We start from the raw sequence: 18,417 nt of genomic DNA, 5'->3' as shown, positions 1-18,417 counted from the left end.
TTATGAAAACATTTATTCAAATTGCATTTATATTTCTTTTTAGCTTTTCGATACAAGCACAAGACAAAAAGGCAAAAGACCTTTTAGATCAAGTGACTGCAAAAGTAAAAAGTTATGATAATATTGTAATTGATTTTAAATATTCTTTAAATAACGCAAAAGAAAATATCAATCAAGACAGTAAAGGAAATGTAACGATGAAAAACAACCAATATGTGTTGAATTTCATGGGAATTACCAAGATTTTTGATGGAAGAAAAACGTATACTATTGTTCCTGAAGATGAAGAAATTACTATTTCAAATGTAAATGAAAAAGACGATAGTGCCATTACTCCTTCAAAAATGCTTACTTTTTTCAATAGTGGCTACAGGTATTCAATGGATGCATTGCAAGATGTAAGAGGACGAAAAATTCAATATATCAAATTGATTCCTACCAATTCAAGAGATCAAAGAAAAGAAATCCTATTGGGGATTGATGTGCAAACAAAACACATCTATAATTTGATTGAAATGGGTAAAAAAGGAACAAAAACTACTTTAACCGTTAATTCTTTTAAAACCAACCAACCTTTGTCAAAAAATCAATTTATCTTTGCCGAAAGTAAATATCCAAATTACTACATCAATAAATTAGATTAAATTATTAGGTGAAAATTCTTGACAAATACTTATTAAAAACATTCTTGATTACATTTGCTACGGTATTTGTAATCTTGTTTTTTATATTCATACTGCAAACAGTTTGGCTATTCATAGCGGAACTAGCTGGTAAGGATTTAGATTTCGCATTAGTAATAAAATTTCTTTTATTCTCGATGCCTCGAATCATACCGTTGGTATTACCCTTATCTATTTTGCTAGCGTCTATCATGAGTTTCGGAAACCTAGCCGAAAATTATGAATTTGCTGCAATGAAATCTTCAGGGATTTCACTACAAAGAGCCATGAGAGGCTTGACTATTTTTATTTTGTTACTCAGTGTGGTTGCCTTCTTTTTTGCTAATAATGTGATTCCGTATGCCGAATATAAATTTATAAACTTTAGAAAAAACATTGCACAAGTAAAACCTGCAATGGCAATTACTGAAGGCCAGTTTAGCGATGTTGGTTTTTACAACATTAAGGTAAATAAAAAATCAGGGAAAGACGGAAATACTTTAACGGGAATTACTATTCATAAAAAATCAAATATTGGTGATGGTAGCAAAACCGTAATCAAGGCAAGAGATGGTGAACTGATTAGTAGCGAAAAATCCAGTATTCTACAACTGGTACTCAACAACGGAAATTATTATGAAGATCTGATTCCTAAAAAATATGAAGATCGAAACAAATTACCATTTGCGAAAAGCTCTTTTAAAAAATACACCATCAATATTGATTTATCACAATTGAACAAGGTTAACGTTGACGAAAACAATATCGCCAACACAAATACGATGTTGACTTTAAGTGAGTTAAACTATACTTTGGATTCTTTGAAAAAAAATTATAAAACGGAGATTATTTCTTATTCTGAAAATATAAATCTAAGAACTGGAATATCAAGTAATAACATTTATAATGATAAAGCGGAGCCAAAAAGCAAAAAAATACCTGATAACATTTTGTCCTTGTATACCAATGAACAAAAATCAGAAATTTTAAAAATTGCAAGCAGCAATGTCGTTAGCACCAATTATTCAATTGATGCTACCAAAGTAAATTTGGAAAACAAACAAAAAAACATCAACAATCACGTGCTGGCATTCTATGATAAGTTTGTAATTGCATACGCCTGTTTGATGATGTTTTTTATAGGTGCTCCACTAGGTGCCATCATCAGAAAAGGGGGACTTGGACTTCCAATCATCTTTGCTGTATTAATATTCATATCCTTTCACTTTATAAATACTTTTGGAAAAAGAATAGCCCAAGAAAACGGAATGTCTCCTTTTATGGGAGCCTGGATGTCGTCCTTTATTCTTACCCCATTAGCCATATTATTAACCTATAGGGCCACAAATGATATTGGATTAATAAACATGGATGTGATATTATCCCCCATTCAAAAAATATTTAAAAAATTATTTCCCTCTAAAAAATAAAAACCAATCATGGTCAAAAATAAAATACACCTCAATACAATTGAAGAAGCAATTGAAGATATCCGTCAAGGAAAAATAATCATTGTTGTTGATGATGAAGACAGAGAAAATGAAGGTGATTTCTTGGCTGCTGCCGAAAAGGTAACTCCAGAAATGATCAACTTTATGGCTACACATGGACGTGGATTAATATGCGCTCCATTAACCGAAAGTCGTTGTAAAGAATTAGGATTGCATGTAATGGTTACCAATAATACGGATCCAATGGAAACGGCCTTTACTGTTTCAGTAGATTTAAGAGGAAACGGCGTAACTACAGGAATATCTGCTGCAGATAGAGCCAAAACCGTTTTATCACTTATCGATTCTAATACAAAACCACATGATTTAGCAAGACCCGGTCATATATTCCCTTTAATTGCAAAACAAGGTGGTGTACTAAGACGAACTGGTCATACTGAAGCTGCAATTGATTTTGCTAGACTAGCTGGATTTAAATCGGCAGGGGTTATCGTAGAGATCATGAATGAGGATGGTACAATGGCGAGATTACCACAATTAGTAAAAGTGGCGAAAAAATTTGATTTGAAATTAGTTTCTATCGAAGCACTTGTTGCATACAGAATGCAACATGACAGTTTGATTGTAAAAAAAGATGATTTTGATATTCAAACCCGTTTTGGAACTTTCCGTCTACGCGCTTACGAACAAACTACCAACAAACAAATTCATATTGCTTTGACAAAAGGGAATTGGAATTTAGGCGAGGCTGTTTTAACAAGAATCAATTCGTCTCAAGTAAATAATGACTTATTAGGCACTTTGACTAATAATGCAGACCAACAATTGGATGATATGTTTAAAGTCATTAACGAGCAAGGAAAAGGCGCTGTAATCTTTATTAATCAGGATATGCAATCGGTAAATTTATTAAATCGTTTGGCTGAGTTAAAAACATTACAAGCAACAGGAGAAATAAAAGCACCAAAAATTAAGATTGACAGCAAAGATTTTGGTATTGGAGCCCAAATTCTTCACGATATAGACATTTCTAAGATTCGTTTGGTCTCTAATACCGAGCAAGGAAAACGTGTTGGAATGATTGGTTACGGTCTTGAAATAACAGAATACGTCAGCTATTAGTGTTTATTTGTTTTATTTCTGAAAAATAATTTTTATCTAAATCAAAGGAAATGAAACAATTAAAAAATACTTTCAAAAACAACTAAAATTTTTATCAAAATTGTTTTTGTAAACCGAAAAGAGTGCTTATATTTGCACTCGCAATCAGCAAATGATAGCACAGACTGGAGAAATGGCAGAGCGGTCGAATGCGGCAGTCTTGAAAACTGTTGACTGTAACAGGTCCGGGGGTTCGAATCCCTCTTTCTCCGCCAGTAGAAATACTAAACGAAGCAAACCCTTCTAAATCTTATGATTTAGGAGGGTTTTTTCATTTACGGCAAATCAAATTATTCATTAAATCTCAAAACTTAGGTGTCTTTTGAGGTGTCACTGAAATTATATTTTTTAAGTGACACCTATCTCAAAAGTTACCAGTTCAACATTTGTTCAAATACCTTTTCACTATTTGAACATCTTGTTTGAAAGTATTACAAAGTTTAAATTTAATAATAACTAAAAGGTCACCAACCATGAACACAGCCGTATCCGTTCTCTTTTATATAAAGAGATCAAAAGTCAATAATGATGGCATCTGCCCTATTTATGTACGTGTCACAGTACAATCTAAACGATTTGAATTTAGTAGCAACAAATTTGTTAATCCTGAGAAATGGTCAAATGAAGGATCTAAAGTGAAGGGAAACAATGAAGAGACTCGTTCAATAAACAGTCACCTTGAATATTTAAAATCTAAAATTTTAGAAGCTGAGAAAAAATTATACAAAAAGGATATTATTATAACTTCTGAAAATCTAAAGAATGAAATTTTTGATCTCAACGACAACCAACGAATGCTTATCCCCATTTTCAAGGATCACAACAACAAAATCAAAGAATTGGTTGGTAAAGAATATGCACCAGGAACATTAGAGCGCTATACCACCTCTCTAAAGCATACTATCGACTTCCTGCAATGGAAATACAAGGCTTCAGATATAGACATTAACAAAATAGATCATGCTTTCATTACAGATTATGAATTCTATCTAAGAAGCGTTCGTAATTGCGCCAATAACACTGCCGTAAAATACATCAAGAACTTCAATAAAATAATCAAGATTTGCATAGCTAACCATTGGATAGAAAGAAATCCGTTTGCCAACTACAAATCGAAAGTCAAAGAAGTAGAAAGAGTCTATTTATCCGAAGACGAAATCCAAAATATAATCAACAAAGATTTCAAAACAGAACGATTATCACTAGTGCGGGATATCTTCCTTTTTAGCTGCTTTACAGGTTTAGCATACATTGATGTCAAAAACTTAACAAAATCGCATATAAGCCTTGGAATCGATGGGGAGAAATGGATATTCACCCACCGTCAGAAAACAGAAGCAGCTTCAAAAATTCCAATCCTTCCAATTACACAAATGATCATTGATAAATATGAGGACCATCCAGAAAGTTGCAATCAAAACAAACTGCTTCCTATTTTGAGCAATCAAAAAATGAATGCCTATTTAAAAGAAATTGCAGGTGTTTGTGAAATCGAAAAAGAACTAACATTTCACATTGCCCGACATACTTTTGCGACGACTGTAACACTTACGAATGGTGTACCCATAGAAAGTGTGAGTAAAATGCTAGGACATAAAAACATAAGAACTACGCAGCACTATGCTAAAATATTAGATAAAAAAGTGAGTGAGGATATGGAGTTATTAAAATCTAAATTGGGTAATTTTAAACAGAATGTCTCGAATGGAACTAATTCACGAAGTGGCCTTTGAGAATCATTAGTCTACATGTTTGTTATTTCAAACAAGTAAGTCAATTTTGTCTGAAATAACAATCAAATAAAGCAATCTATCTGTTCTAAGTTTCAAAAGCTACTTGAACACATAAGAAAAAACATAAAAAGTAAAATTACAATGTTAAGTTTAATTTATCGAAAAGAATGCGATTCCTTTGTTTTGCATCATTTATAACTTTAGTAAATGGTAATACTTCTATGTAAGCTTTATAATGGGCCGTATCGTAAAACTTAAAATAACCCATTCCATCTGCGGTTGGAGTATAGCTTTCTTCTGATAAAATATATAGTAAAGTTTCAGTTATATCAGCAACGATATAGCAGTAAAAAGGGGTATTATTTTTGGCTTCTATTGGTCTACCTTTAATCTTAGTATTCCCATCGATAGTTTCTCTTATGTATCTCCTTACTTGAAATGTTGGATCTTTTGCGGGATCACCATAAACATAATCATTTCTTCCAGGCTTTTTAAATTCAACAATCGTAAATGACTCAAATGGCGTTTTACTCTCTGAAAACAATGTGGCTTTATCGAAAACTTCTTCTTTTTTAATAATTAGATCTACTCTCTCTCTAGAATCAGAATTTAATGAACTTACTTGTTTAAATAATTTATCTGATGCAAGAAGCGAATTAAAAGTCAATCTTTCATCAAGAAGCCACAAGTTTTGTTTTTCCGAAACAACTGTTTGTCCGGTTTCTCTAATTGGAAAAAACAAACTATGAATTGTATCTTCATCAATGAACTTTTTATCATCGTCCCAACCTAACAAATTATCCAGTAAATCGATTACAGACCTTCTATGAATAACATATCTAGCTAAGTCAGATTGACCAATTTCATTAAACTCAAGTAAAAATTTTTCATACAAGGCCTTATATTGTTCAAGCGAGGTAACATCTTTCTTTTTTTCTATAATGTCTAAGCCATCTTCTTTAACTTTTTTTCTCCATTCTGATTCTATTTCATATAATTTGATATCTAATTCATTCTTGTTCAATCCAGCAGGAAGTTTTTCTACTTTTTCTCTATTATGATTGACAACGGTGTTGTAGTTAGGAAATTCCTTTGCTATAATTGGTAAGTAAACATCTAACTTCTCTTTTCTTACTTTACTAAGTAAAACACTTAATAATTCTTCAATCACTTGCAATGCTCCTTTTCTGATTTTTGCCAATGAAACTTCTTGAGTATCAAATTCTTCACTATCATCTTCAATTAAAAAGTTAAAGCTAGTCCGTTCCTCATTTACATTTTTATTAAGAAATTCACCAACGACGAATACTTGAAAATAGAAGCCTTCCTCTAAAGCATTTTTAATTACATTTTTAAAATCAGAAATATATTTTGACAAACCTTCTTCTCTTACTGTCCTTTCGTGCGCACAAAAATGTAACTTATGACTTTTGGCCGTAAATGATTTCGAAATATATACTGAAAACTTATTTCCTTCTATATAAAAATCCTTCTGCAAAATTTCCTTTTCAAATTCTTGATTAAATAACTTTGTCAAGTTAATTTCAGCATTGTCTTGATTTTTTATTATTATTTCAGGCTGCTTTCCTTGAATATAATAAAGTTGAAAATGCGTGATAATCTGCCTAGCAATCTCGCGCGAAGAATTAGGAGTTTGTTTTTGGAATTCATTTTCATATTCACACAAAGTAATTTTTGTGCCTGATACACTTTTATCACTTTTTACATCTGCATAATTATCAAAACCGTCCTTTGATTTTTTATACTCAAATTTCCTATATCGAAATTCATCCTTTTCTATATAAATACTATCAATAATTAATTTTTTAAATGCTTTTAAACACACTAATCTTCCTATACCTTTTCCACCAATGTCTAACTTTTTTTCACTATCAAATTCTTGAAATGAAACAAAATTGTCATCATTTAGTCCTATTCCATTGTCAACAATGATAAAAGAATTTATTGGATATTGTTCTATATCCGAAACCTGCATTAATGCTGCTTCTTCGCCATTTCTAATAGCCTTAATAGATATCAAGCCCGTCAATGTATAATCTATGAGCTTTTTTTCATCAATTGCATGTATAGAATTACTTACAATCTCAAATAATGGAAGCAATGGTTTTGTCTTAGGTAAGTGTAATTTATTTACCCTATTTCTCAAATTTGTAGAAGACTGCGTTTGTAGCATAAAAAAACATTTGTTTCAAATTTAGAATTTAACTTTTACTTTTTGAGTATATCTAATCATTAATTTGTTTATTTCGTTCTAATAAATTTAAGTTTTCTTTAATCATAATCATATGTAACCGCATTTAATTGAGCTGTCGGATTGTAAGGTCTTCTTGAACCTGTCACTCTTCCTGTTTCTGAAATTAAGTGCAATTCGCGTTTTGCTCTTGAACAAATTACATATAACAATTTTTCAGCAGCTTTCGGAGTTGTTTCATTCCAATTTGGCAATTTTCCATGTAATAAGCCGAAAGAAATAACTGTATCAAATTCTTCTCCTTTTATCCCATGACAAGTATTCACAACAACACCTTCTTCATGTTTAAACATTTTCTTGAAACTTTCTATATCTTTTGCTAAATCAAAATCAGGATTTTCTAATCTTTTTTCAGCTCCTTGAAAGAACGTTTCCCAATGTATTTTTAGATGGTCATTATAATCTATATCTACTTCTAATTGTTTAAATAAATTAATAAAACATTCTTTTAAGTAAGCCAAACCATCATTTTCATTTGAACTGATGGTATTAGTAAGTTTTAATAATGCTTTAGATTTATGTGGAGTATCTTCAAACAATAAAACACCGAAATCATTTAGCTCATTTATAAGTTCAGTGGCCCACCTTTTTCTAGTTAAATAAGATTTTGGCGAAGGCGACACAAGAAATAATCTAGCAATTTTAAACCAAACATTTTCTTTATTTTTTAACAGAGGAGAAAGACCAACCGCATCAAAATTAACACTTGGCATTAGCGACTTTAACTTTCTTCCCATTGGAATCACCAAATACCAAGTGGGGGCAAGAACACAAATTTCATGTTCTGGAATACCTTCTGAAATTTTATCTCCAATTATTTTTACAATATACTTCACTAATTCATCTTTGTGAATAGCCTTATTGTATGTAATAATAGCTGAATCATTTGCATTTACACCTAGTGCCTTAATATCTATATCCGAAGTTTGAAAATTTCGATAATAATCGATTAATTGTTGATTACTCCTGTAATTTCCGGATAACTCCCTTTTAATAAATGCTGTACTAAATTCTAGTTGTATTTCTTTATGTGTTTTAGCCACTCCTCCTAAAGAACCATATATTGCCTGATCTGCATCACCAACTATAAACATTTTACATTTACCTGTTTTACCATGCATTATCTTAGCTAATATAGCGTATTGTAATTCTTGAGTATCTTGATATTCATCCACACAAATCAATTGAAACATATTTTTAAGCGTCTCTGATATTTTAGGAAATGAAGAAAGAAGTTTATACGAATAATGTAATATCTGATCAAAATCAATTAATTTATCAATCATAAGTAATTCATGATAATCATCAATAAGTGCTCTATTTATTATTTCTTCTTTCTCACCAGAAGCTAAATATCTCGTTGAAACGGAATCCCAAAAGCTTATATTATATTTTATCTTTAATTCACTAATTAGACTTTCTGAATTGTATTCATCAGAGATTGAAAATCCGTTTTTAAGTTCCCTCAGATAACACATATATGGTCTTAATATCCATTCTAGGCAGAATGAATGAATAGTACCCGCCCATAAATTAGTATCATCAGCATTCAGATCTCTAATTCTCTTTTTAATTTCATCTGCGGCTCTATTTGTAAATGTAACTGCTACTATAATTTTTTTAGGACTAGTCAGTCGTTCTAATTCATATGCAATCTTATAAGTAAGTGCACGAGTCTTGCCACTTCCTGGGCATGCTGTCAACAAAACACTTCCTTGCTCTGTTACTGCATCTCTTTGTTGCTCATTTAAACCTTTAAGCATTAATCCTATCTATTAATTTAGTCAAAACATCATCTGGTAACTTAGATTTAAAATATTGTATTGCTTCTGACTGGGTTCCACAAGAATTAAGCTCTTTTAATAAATTTTCGTAATCGGTATTATCATCTGAAAAATGTCTATCAATCAGTGATTTAGCCCTATACCTAGCTATTGATAGCAATGTCCCATTGTTAAAATTATGGCAAGAAAATACAATCGCATCCAAAATATAATCTGGAATTATTGTAATATTATCAATATTCTCAGAAACCATAATTGCGAACCAACCTTTCCCAAACTTTTCTGCTAGGCGCAAAACTTCCTTTCCTGATATAGCAATATCCTTATCTTTTAAAAGTTTTTCTATTCGTTTTTTATCAACATCTTTTTTATATTCCTTTTCAACTGTACTAATTATTTCCACAGTATTATCTGCCATTAAAAAGTCAACTTCAAAAGTATGTTTTGCATAAAATGGTTTTACAAAAATATTTTCTTTGCAATACTCGTCCAGTTTTTCTTTTCTTAACTTTCCTGATATTTCAGATTGCCTACAGGATTTTTCGTATTCTGAATCACCTATTAAGGGGTCAGGTAACTCGACAATTGAAATGTCATTATCTGTCAAAATACTACAATTTCTTTTTACTCTATCTTCATGGAATAATTGAGCAAGATTTTCAAAACCTGTACTTCCTATATTTATCAAAGAAATCCCAAGTTCATCTAAAGTAACTCCTAATACTTTTTTGATTAATGTAGGTATTAAAATATGTTCAGCATCTCCCTCAACCAATATAACACCTTTTGCAAATAATAAATTAGTTCTATTTGCATCTAAATATCTTTCCAATTTAATGACATTTTTATCGTCAAGATTGTTTGCGGGATCATAAACTTCAGTTCTTTTTCTTCCTTTCCCCAAAATATTCATTGAACCGATAGCACTTACTGATGAAATATGAGTAGAGTGTGTAGATATAAAAATTTGTGTTTTTTGATTGTCTAATTTTTGAAATAGGGTTTTCTGAATATGTGTATGTATGTGTGCCTCTGGTTCTTCAATTAATATAAAATTTGCTATCTTATTTTCCTTTTTTATTTTTTCAAATTCCAACAATTTAAGTGAAAGATATATAAGATTTGCGCCACCTAAGCTTAACTCCCATAGCCTTCCTTCATGATCTTCTTCATCAGAATCTCCAACCCATAATTTCAAAGACTGAAGCAATTTCTCCATTTCAGCAGGTAATTCAGATTTAATATTAACATTTGGTGCATATGTTTCACCAACAGTTTCTTTAATACTCTGCGAAATCCCTGTGGAGACTGCCTTTACTTCATCAAGGTTAGAAATATTATTATTTAATACTGTAACTTGCTCCTCTATCTCAACCTTTTTATCGATTGATATATTTTTTTCTTTATCTCTTAAGAGATTTAATAAAGGATTGTCTCTATATGAACGCAAATCGGATTCAACATCTCTAAGAGCTTTTGCAAATGTGCAAGCGAATTCATTTGGAATTGAAATACCATACATCTTTACTCCGTAAACATCAGTTTGTTCATTATCGGGATCTGGAAAAATAATTGAATCAAAATCACCTACATATTTAGAATAACTAGTATCATCTGAAAAATCAACATTTCCTCTGCCAGCAAAAACTGTTTCATAGTCATTTAATGAAATTCCTGCTAATACTTTTTCAAGATCTTCTTTTGATGCATTCAAATCCTCAGAAAGCTCAAAAAGAATACGTCGAATATCAATCCTCGGCCTAAAGAACATCGAATATGTACCTTTAGAATTATCGAAGTCATCTACAGTGCCAACTTTATGCATTGCAATTGACTGTGCCTCTTCACTGGAATCTAGTTCTTTAAATTCAATTTGGATAATAATCCAATTTCCTGCCCATTCACCTATAGATCGATTAAAATCGCTTTCATATAGTTTTGTTATTCTAGGCATACTTTCATCAACAAGTATCCTAATTGCGTGAAATAAGTTCGTCTTTCCACAACCATTCTCCCCAATAATGGTATTAACACCTTTATTGAAGTTTAATGATACATTCCGAAAGTTTCTAAAATTCCTTATTGATAGCTTTGATATATACATTTTAAATTATTTTTTGTCTTCACAGTTGTTCTTAATGCGTTAGGTTTTCATTTTTATCAATACTTCTTCTATCTTTCAGTATGACCTCTAACTTGCTTATACTCTCACTTTTTAATCAAAAAACTTGAGAATCATTCTCCAAACATACAAAACCATTTCTATTTTTCTTGATGCTTTTCCATATTATCAAAAATAAAAAAATTCATACATTTGTTCAATAGAAAACCCCTCAATAAATCCATTACTAATGAAAAAGCACATCCTAGTTACCATTCTATTCACTCTTTCCTTGTTACCAACCAAAGCTTTAGCATGGGGTAAAAATGGTCACGCTCTAGTTGCTGAAGTGGCTTTTAATTATTTGGATAAAAACACTAAAAAAATAGTTTTAGGATACTTAGATGGAATGACTATTGAAGACGCTGCCAATTGGATGGATAATATCAAAGATGACCATATTTACGATTATATGAAGCCATATCATTATGTAAACTTTGACAAAGGCGCTGAGGTGTTTGAAAGATCCGGAAGTAATATTATTTTCATTTTAAACCAAGCCATTAAAGAACTGCAAAACAATAAAAACCTCACTAAAGAAGAAATCAAAACCAAAATACTTATTATTTTCCATCTAGTAGGCGACCTACATCAGCCATTGCATGTGGGATATGGTTCAGATAAAGGAGGCAATACAATGCAGATTAATTATAAGGGTCAAGGTACAAACCTTCATTCCTTCTGGGATTCCGGTATTATTTATTACAGAAACATAGCTCTAAAAGACTGTTTAGGAGCCCAGTTTTCTAAGAAAGAAATGAACAAATTGCAAACAATTGATGTTATAGCTTGGTCAAAAGAATCCCGAAGCCTACTCGATACTATTTATAACACTGGAGGAGCAAAAATAAAAGATTATTATGTAACTCTAGTGCAATCACAATTCAATCACAAATCCAAAAAGCTGGCATTCGGTTAGCAGTAATATTAAATTCCGCTTTCAAGTTATAAGAAACAAACTTAAAACTAAGCGCAAAACCTGCAATAGCGCAAAACCTGTATTGTACGCTGCATTTTAGATTTAATACTAATAGTTAATATTTATACTTTGTTTAAACGTCGTTTTCCCAGTATCTCTAAAAGGTATATATGAGGACTGTCCTTTTACGCCTTCTGAGGAATATGGAAACCCAGTTTCAATTACTAAAACGCCATTCATTGAATTCTCAGTGAATATTATATTTGTAATGTAAATTTTATAATTACGTTCTCCTGACCATTTAGTTTCTTCATTAAAAGCAGGTACTTTTCGTTTAGATTGACCTAATGAGGAAGAATAATTATAATCATTATTTATAATGGACTTTTTTATTTTTTTTCCGTAAAATTTTTTGGAAAATTCAAGTCCATTAATGTTATCAACAGAAAATTCTCTTCTTCGCCAATTGTTTTGTTCGTCAAAACTGTCGGTAACTCTTTTAAGATTTAGTTGTCTAGATTCAGGTATTTTATCTCTCTCTAATTCTGTTTTAGTATCTAAAACATTAAATTTTATTGTTCCAACTAATTCAGAACTAAGAATTATTTTTCTTATTGCATCAATCTCAAATGATATACTTATAGGTTCAATTGTAAATTGCCCGATAACTCTAACCCCATTTACTTCAAATGTTTCTTTCGGTAATTTATTTATCTCTGTGTTAACAGAAATTATTTGATTAGCTTTAGGAAGTTTTAAACTAAAGGAACCTCTGTTATCATTAGTATTTAAAATTATTTGAACCTCTTTTTGTTTGTCTCTATAAAACGGGATGCTAATAAATTCAGAACTAATCTCATTGTTAAACAAAGTATTATCTACGCATTCTGCTCCTATTATAATAGGTTTTTTTAGTTTAACAGTATTTATACCAGCTGTAGGTTTCCATTTAAGTTTAAGAATAAAAAAATCATCACCTACATTGGTAATTTCACCAATTATATTGTTCTGTTCTTTAATTGTTGGAATTTGATTTGCTGTTTTCAATTTTATACATTCTAACCATACATCATATGCCTTTTCTTTGAGTGTTTTTTTATACAGATTTTGTTTGAATTCATTACTATAAAAATAAGAATCTCCTTTATCAATCGCATCGTAGAGCTTTTGATAATCTGTATCAGTAGTACTTGCATCAAATCCTACAGGAATACCATCAATTGGGAACTCTACACCTCCTCCAGCAGCAAATGAGGAAGCATATTCTCTAAAAGAAGAAGATTTAAGCCAAGTATGTATTTCCTTTACTGTTTTACCGGAATTATTAATATTTATTTCGTCTTGAAATTCAAGCGCTTTGTCGCAATCATTTTGACCATAAGCAGTAAACGTAATGATAAAGATTAGATATACAAGTTTTAAATTTTTCATGGCTTTGTAATTTATTAAAAATTTCTGTTAATAAATAAGTGGCGGGGCGGTTTCAATGTTGCGTACAACTTATTTATATACACAGTTATTTGAATGAGAACTAAGTATATCTGTTTATTTTTTTGTTGTATATACTCAACTCTGGCTGAGTTTTATATACCAAGCCTACAAAAGCATTTCTATTATTCTTCATGATCTTTTTCATTACCTTAAAGATAATAATTTTATGCAAAAAAAGACACCTCTCAGCATCTTTTCACTCCTTCCCCCTACTCCTCCAACTATCATTAAGACACCATCTCCTCTTATTGTCATAATACTTACCTCTGAAGTAAAGCCCTACAACCCCCTCTGTGTAAAATTGTAATAAATTATCTACTATACTCACTAGGATTTTTAGTATTGCCATCAATGAATACAAATACCTGAACATGGGCATTAGATTGAACATCTTCAAAGCCATGAATTGAAGGCGACTTTAGAATAATATTATTTGCGGGAGAACCCGGTGGCAGTATTTTTTCTGTCAAATCTAAAACGCAAACTATAGATGCTGACTTTCCGTTGCCAGAGGCATATGCCACCGCCTGAGAGGAAAATTTTTTCATTAGTTTTGCACGGTCTGATGTTGCTGTTTCAACTTTTAATTCAGCAATATGACCTTTGTATGCAATCTCTACTCTTCCTCCGGCAACTTGAGATTCTTTTACAACTTTTCCACCAATTTGAGGATTGGCAGTAAGGTGTTGGATAAGTTTGTCCCTAAATTGGTCTTCTTTTAGAGAAGAAACGTTTTTATATAAGCCACTCTGAAGACAATATCCCTGAAAATTGGCAATACTGTTGAGGAGTGTTATAAATTCATTTCTATCCTGTAAGTCAATTTTTGCCAAAAGTGGATTGGTATATATCTCAAATACTTTCTTGTTAATGGTTTCGAATCCTGTCTGAAACAAGATATTATTCTGATCCAGAATCTTAGCATTTAATTCATCATAACCTATTATCACCGGCTGTAATTCCTCCTTCGCATTTCCGATTAAATAAGGAACAAGTTTGATTGATAAATTATCTTCGAAATTGCTTTGCGCATATTTAAATAATAATGTTCCTTCAATGTTATACTCTAATTCATTAGTGATCTCCACATCAGCTAACTTTAATTCAAAAATTTCGGAAGAAGTTGTTGCTGACAAGATTTTCAGTACTTTAAAGTTTTCAGGGAATTTATTAAATTTTAACGTCCCTGTAATTGTGTAAATTTCCTTTGCTTTTAACACCTGTGGATTTGCCCACGGAGTTTCTTGAAGATAAAATTCAAGTGAAATCACAATTAATTCAGGTTTAGACTCTATTATTTCCTCGTTGCTCTGAAAATTAATTTTATATGAATTATCAGAGTTTAAGTATGCGATCGTTGGATGTTGTAATTGAAGAAATAATTTCACTACAATTTTCACATTGTCCAAATGACTGGCATCAATCTCATTAATAAGGAGCTTAATCTTCACGATTTTATCGTAAAACACTTCTAAATATGAAAAAGTGTTTAAGTCGAATAAATTACTGTTTGCTAAGGCAGCATTTAGTTTTGCCTCTGCATCTTTGCTTCCCATTAATGTTTTTTCACACCATTCAAAAAGTATGAAAATACTATCCAATAAAAGCTTTTCGTTTCTAAAAATTAAATTCTCCCTATTACCCTCAGTGGCAGTTAGCAGCGCCATCTGTAATTGTTCAATTTTTTCTCTTCCCTTCAGCATGGCTGAAACGCGATCAAGACTAAAAGCAGAAAATAATTTCGCAACGTCAAGACGTAATTGTCTTTGAAGTTCAACGAGGTCCGGTTCGTAAAGTGTAGCCATTATTTTGTATTTTGTAAAAACTGGGGTAAAGTATCACTCTCACTAGATGCAGCTAATTCCGATAGAAATTTGTGGCCATTTACAACACGGAAAAAATATGTAAGTGATGGAACTTCAATAACTTTAGAAATAATATTGTCGCATAATTGTCTGATCTCAGTATGCAAACTAAAATAACCCAGAACATTCAGCATGTTTATAGTATCATAGTCATAAAGATCTGCGTCAACGACATACTTACCTATGTAGTCATTTATGGTCACAAATTCTTTGAGAATTTCTGATCGTTTAAGTTTATACATTTCTTTGTAGTAATCTTTTCTAAATGAATTAGAAATAGATCCCTCGTGTCTATGAGGCTGATACTTATATATAAAATTTAATGCTGCGCGAAGCCAAAGGTCATTTAACGCATCATTTTTTCTCCGCAAATCAGTTAGCGTCTTAATGGCCTTCTCCCCTTTATAGAAATCATGTGTATAACAATCAGGTATTAAATAGTTTTCAACTATATTTCGTTCAAAAGTTGCAAACTTTTCACCGTTAATCTTTCGGTTAAGAAATAGAGCCTGACGAAACAAATTTTCGTACAGATCTTGTTTTTTATCTTTTTCCTGTGAGTGTGCGTGTAGCAGTAAAATAATTTTACTGTAAAGTTTTCCATGCTTTTCGGTCGGCAAAATTTCAAAGAGTTTATATGTCAGGCCCGACATAGCTTGATGGATGCCAATATATCGACTGTCATATTGGTCAATTAAAAAGTTGATTGTATCTTCTCTAATTATAGCAGGTTTTTTAACGAGGATTTCTCCATATGCATCAATTGCCAATTTTTTTATCACAACTTCAGTGTCATTTATCAATATCTGTAATAAGTCAATCAGTGTTTGCGGTAGAATTTCAAAATGCTTCTCGACTAAAACTGCTAAAAGTTTAAGCGCTTCCATTCTTACTGCCAATGCATTCATATCGAGGATCCAATTGTAAAGATCTGGAAGAATCTGAACCAGGTTTATATTGGAACATTTTGCAGAACGAACAGCATCTATCAGATAAATTTTTAATTCAGATTCTTCATCCTTTTTTGAATCTAGGTTCCGGATAATTTTTATAACGTTTTCAAAGTTTGTGTATTGATTTTCTTCTAGTACATACGAAATCATCTCTCTAACATTGGAAAGCTTTGAAGAAATTTTAGTTTCCTTCTCCATGATTTCATAAACATTTAAATTCGTAAGCGGATTAAACGTTGCCGTATTTGTATCCAGATTTTCTTTGTACCAATTGAATGTATTTTTCTCCTTCAGGGTAGTTATCAAGAAGCCGACAAATGTTTCAAACTTAGTATTAAACTTTGCTGGATATGACCTTGTCAAATTTCTAAGTACTGAATAAGGTGTTTCCAAATCATCTTCTAATTCATTTTTACCAGCGAATCCTATGATCTTATCAATAAGAATATCGCTTACTTCGGGAAAAGATTCCCTTAGATCATCAGATTTCAAAAAATTATCATAGAATTTTAAAATCTGAACTTTACCAGCCTTGGATAATTTTGAGAAACAATTATCTATGCTATTTTGAACCAAATTACAGTCGGTGTAGCAAAACTTTATTAAAGTACGACAAATAGCCCAATCAGCTCCGCCATCCTCATCCTCATCTACATTGAATGCCAGTATCATTTTGTCGAAAAAAGAGGTAACCATATTTCTATCGACCAGATACGATTGGTACAATATAAAGCAGACATTTTTGCGAATTAAAGAAACAGGATGTTTTAAGGCACTTTCTATAACTGATATAAAATTTTCCGGTGCACAATCATAAAATTCTTTAAAGTGTTTTATTATAAAAGGTTGGGGATTTTCAAAAGGATCGCTATGCCCCCTTATGTCCTCAATTGTATACTTTTTTAATAACATATCAATTAAAAGCAATTCCTCATTTTCCTGCAGTTGTAAACAAGCAGCTAATTGTACAAGATCATTGTGATTTTCCCCTCTTGCAATTGAATCTTTGACGCGCTCCCGTGAAAAATCGGATAACTTGTCTGGGGCAAGAAGTACTACATTTACCAACGCTTGTGAAATTTCTGGAGAAATATTTTCGTCATCAAGAAATAGAACCAAGTAGTCTAGTGCCAATGAATTGAAAAAAGCAGGCTTCAGTTTACTCGACTCCAAAACACTTTGTGCCACAGCCAATCTATCAACGGCATCATTAAGTTTATCAACTAACTTTAAGATTGAAACTTCGGTTGTCTTTGAAGACTTAAAACGATCAAGGATTTTTCCTTTTATTTTTGACCTTACTTCGTTAATTATTTTTTCTTCTTCTACCTGCTCACAATCCTGTTTTTCTTTGTAGTCCCGATGCCTTTCAATTGCTATCCGTCCAAAGTTCTTGTGAAAAACTTCAGCGTGGGACTGACAATTCTGACAGTTTTGAATTATAAAATCATTGGCAACCCATTCCAAATTCATTCCGCCTCCACCATTGGCTTGTGGACAAGAAACATAATTCATTGTTGGCAGACCCATTTTACCGATTAAGCCACCATATTCAGACTGTATTTTTAAATGCGAACACCAATGTTGTATTTCTGGAATTAAGCGTTTGCTCGTGCGCGCCAATTCGATTGAGTTATTAAATCTTAAGTCGTTATCTAGGGAACTTGCCATAAAAATGTATATGAAGAAATAAAATTATACGTGAATTACCCTTAGTAATAAAAACTAAAAATCTTTGTTAGGATATTTCAAAACGTAGCTAAGATAAATCTATAATAAAATACAATTACATTAAATAAAAATAAATTTTCAAACATTAGTTAGCACAAAATAATATTTCTGTATTTAACAGCAATTCCAAAATTGAGCACTATAAATTTGGCTTTTTTAAATGGTCTTTGATTAAATGTCCTTGTGTTTATTCTTTTTCTAAATCAATTATACATTCAAGCAGTTTTTTGGTAT

The 18,417-nt window shown here is 31.5% G+C and carries 11 protein-coding genes and 1 tRNA gene; 6 read left to right on the top strand and 6 right to left on the bottom strand.

The window, feature by feature from the left end; all coding sequences use genetic code 11:
• The first annotated feature begins 2 nt into the window (after positions 1-2).
• The 5 genes from AB3G34_RS04620 (at position 3) to AB3G34_RS04600 (ending at position 5,007) form a co-directional block, all read left to right on the top strand.
• Positions 3-644 (top strand): outer membrane lipoprotein carrier protein LolA, encoded by a 642-nt coding sequence (locus AB3G34_RS04620; RefSeq protein ID WP_367752519.1) that lies wholly within the window; start codon positions 3-5, stop codon positions 642-644.
• Positions 645-652: 8 nt separating this feature from the next.
• Positions 653-2,092 carry an LptF/LptG family permease gene (locus tag AB3G34_RS04615; RefSeq protein WP_367769203.1) on the top strand — a complete coding sequence of 480 codons (1,440 nt, stop codon included), beginning with the start codon at positions 653-655 and terminating at the stop codon, positions 2,090-2,092.
• Positions 2,093-2,101: 9 nt separating this feature from the next.
• On the top strand, positions 2,102-3,235 hold the full coding sequence (gene ribB, locus AB3G34_RS04610) for a 3,4-dihydroxy-2-butanone-4-phosphate synthase (RefSeq protein ID WP_367769201.1): 1,134 nt from the start codon (positions 2,102-2,104) through the stop codon (positions 3,233-3,235).
• 166 nt (positions 3,236-3,401) lie between these two features.
• A tRNA-Ser gene (locus tag AB3G34_RS04605) sits at positions 3,402-3,489 on the top strand.
• A gap of 258 nt (positions 3,490-3,747) precedes the next feature.
• Positions 3,748-5,007, top strand: coding sequence for a site-specific integrase (locus tag AB3G34_RS04600; RefSeq protein WP_369753587.1), 1,260 nt, complete (start codon positions 3,748-3,750; stop codon positions 5,005-5,007).
• Positions 5,008-5,143: 136 nt separating this feature from the next.
• Here the strand turns inward: AB3G34_RS04600 and AB3G34_RS04595 are convergent, their stop codons facing one another.
• The 3 genes from AB3G34_RS04595 to AB3G34_RS04585 form a co-directional block, all read right to left on the bottom strand.
• Positions 5,144-7,201: a hypothetical protein gene (locus AB3G34_RS04595; protein WP_369753586.1), complete on the bottom strand. Its 2,058-nt coding sequence runs from the start codon at positions 7,199-7,201 to the stop codon at positions 5,144-5,146.
• A gap of 98 nt (positions 7,202-7,299) precedes the next feature.
• Entirely contained in the window at positions 7,300-9,042 is a 1,743-nt protein-coding gene (locus AB3G34_RS04590) for a UvrD-helicase domain-containing protein (RefSeq protein WP_369753585.1), read from the bottom strand.
• On the bottom strand, positions 9,035-11,167 hold the full coding sequence (locus tag AB3G34_RS04585; RefSeq protein ID WP_369753584.1) for an ATP-dependent endonuclease: 2,133 nt from the start codon (positions 11,165-11,167) through the stop codon (positions 9,035-9,037). The genes AB3G34_RS04590 and AB3G34_RS04585 overlap by 8 nt, the downstream gene beginning before the upstream one ends.
• A 247-nt stretch (positions 11,168-11,414) precedes the next feature.
• Between AB3G34_RS04585 and AB3G34_RS04580 the strand changes: the two genes are divergently transcribed.
• The gene (locus AB3G34_RS04580; RefSeq protein WP_369753583.1) at positions 11,415-12,143 is read left to right on the top strand and encodes a S1/P1 nuclease; all 729 of its coding nucleotides are present in this window, start codon (positions 11,415-11,417) and stop codon (positions 12,141-12,143) included.
• Positions 12,144-12,251: 108 nt separating this feature from the next.
• Here AB3G34_RS04580 and AB3G34_RS04575 read toward each other — a convergent pair whose 3' ends face one another.
• The 3 genes from AB3G34_RS04575 to AB3G34_RS04565 form a co-directional block, all read right to left on the bottom strand.
• Positions 12,252-13,574: a hypothetical protein gene (locus AB3G34_RS04575; RefSeq protein ID WP_369753582.1), complete on the bottom strand. Its 1,323-nt coding sequence runs from the start codon at positions 13,572-13,574 to the stop codon at positions 12,252-12,254.
• Positions 13,575-13,945: 371 nt separating this feature from the next.
• Entirely contained in the window at positions 13,946-15,439 is a 1,494-nt protein-coding gene (locus AB3G34_RS04570; protein WP_369753581.1) for a hypothetical protein, read from the bottom strand.
• The gene (locus tag AB3G34_RS04565; protein ID WP_369753580.1) at positions 15,439-18,123 is read right to left on the bottom strand and encodes a hypothetical protein; all 2,685 of its coding nucleotides are present in this window, start codon (positions 18,121-18,123) and stop codon (positions 15,439-15,441) included. The genes AB3G34_RS04570 and AB3G34_RS04565 overlap by 1 nt, the downstream gene beginning before the upstream one ends.
• Positions 18,124-18,417: the final 294 nt, after the last annotated feature.

The organism is Flavobacterium sp. WC2409 (genome assembly GCF_041200085.1).
GTDB lineage: Bacteria > Bacteroidota > Bacteroidia > Flavobacteriales > Flavobacteriaceae > Flavobacterium.
The sequence above is the reverse complement of the archived record's forward strand: the minus strand, read 5'-3'. Positions and strand labels throughout refer to the sequence as shown.

Coding starts and splice junctions, on each gene's coding strand:
- AB3G34_RS04570 (WP_369753581.1), bottom strand. CDS start 15,439: ATGGCTACACTTTACGAACCGGACCTCGTTGAACTTCAAAGACAATTA.
- AB3G34_RS04565 (WP_369753580.1), bottom strand. CDS start 18,123: ATGGCAAGTTCCCTAGATAACGACTTAAGATTTAATAACTCAATCGAA.
- AB3G34_RS04575 (WP_369753582.1), bottom strand. CDS start 13,574: ATGAAAAATTTAAAACTTGTATATCTAATCTTTATCATTACGTTTACT.
- AB3G34_RS04595 (WP_369753586.1), bottom strand. CDS start 7,201: ATGCTACAAACGCAGTCTTCTACAAATTTGAGAAATAGGGTAAATAAA.
- AB3G34_RS04620 (WP_367752519.1), top strand. CDS start 3: ATGAAAACATTTATTCAAATTGCATTTATATTTCTTTTTAGCTTTTCG.
- AB3G34_RS04580 (WP_369753583.1), top strand. CDS start 11,415: ATGAAAAAGCACATCCTAGTTACCATTCTATTCACTCTTTCCTTGTTA.
- AB3G34_RS04600 (WP_369753587.1), top strand. CDS start 3,748: ATGAACACAGCCGTATCCGTTCTCTTTTATATAAAGAGATCAAAAGTC.
- AB3G34_RS04590 (WP_369753585.1), bottom strand. CDS start 9,042: ATGCTTAAAGGTTTAAATGAGCAACAAAGAGATGCAGTAACAGAGCAA.
- AB3G34_RS04585 (WP_369753584.1), bottom strand. CDS start 11,167: ATGTATATATCAAAGCTATCAATAAGGAATTTTAGAAACTTTCGGAAT.
- ribB (WP_367769201.1), top strand. CDS start 2,102: ATGGTCAAAAATAAAATACACCTCAATACAATTGAAGAAGCAATTGAA.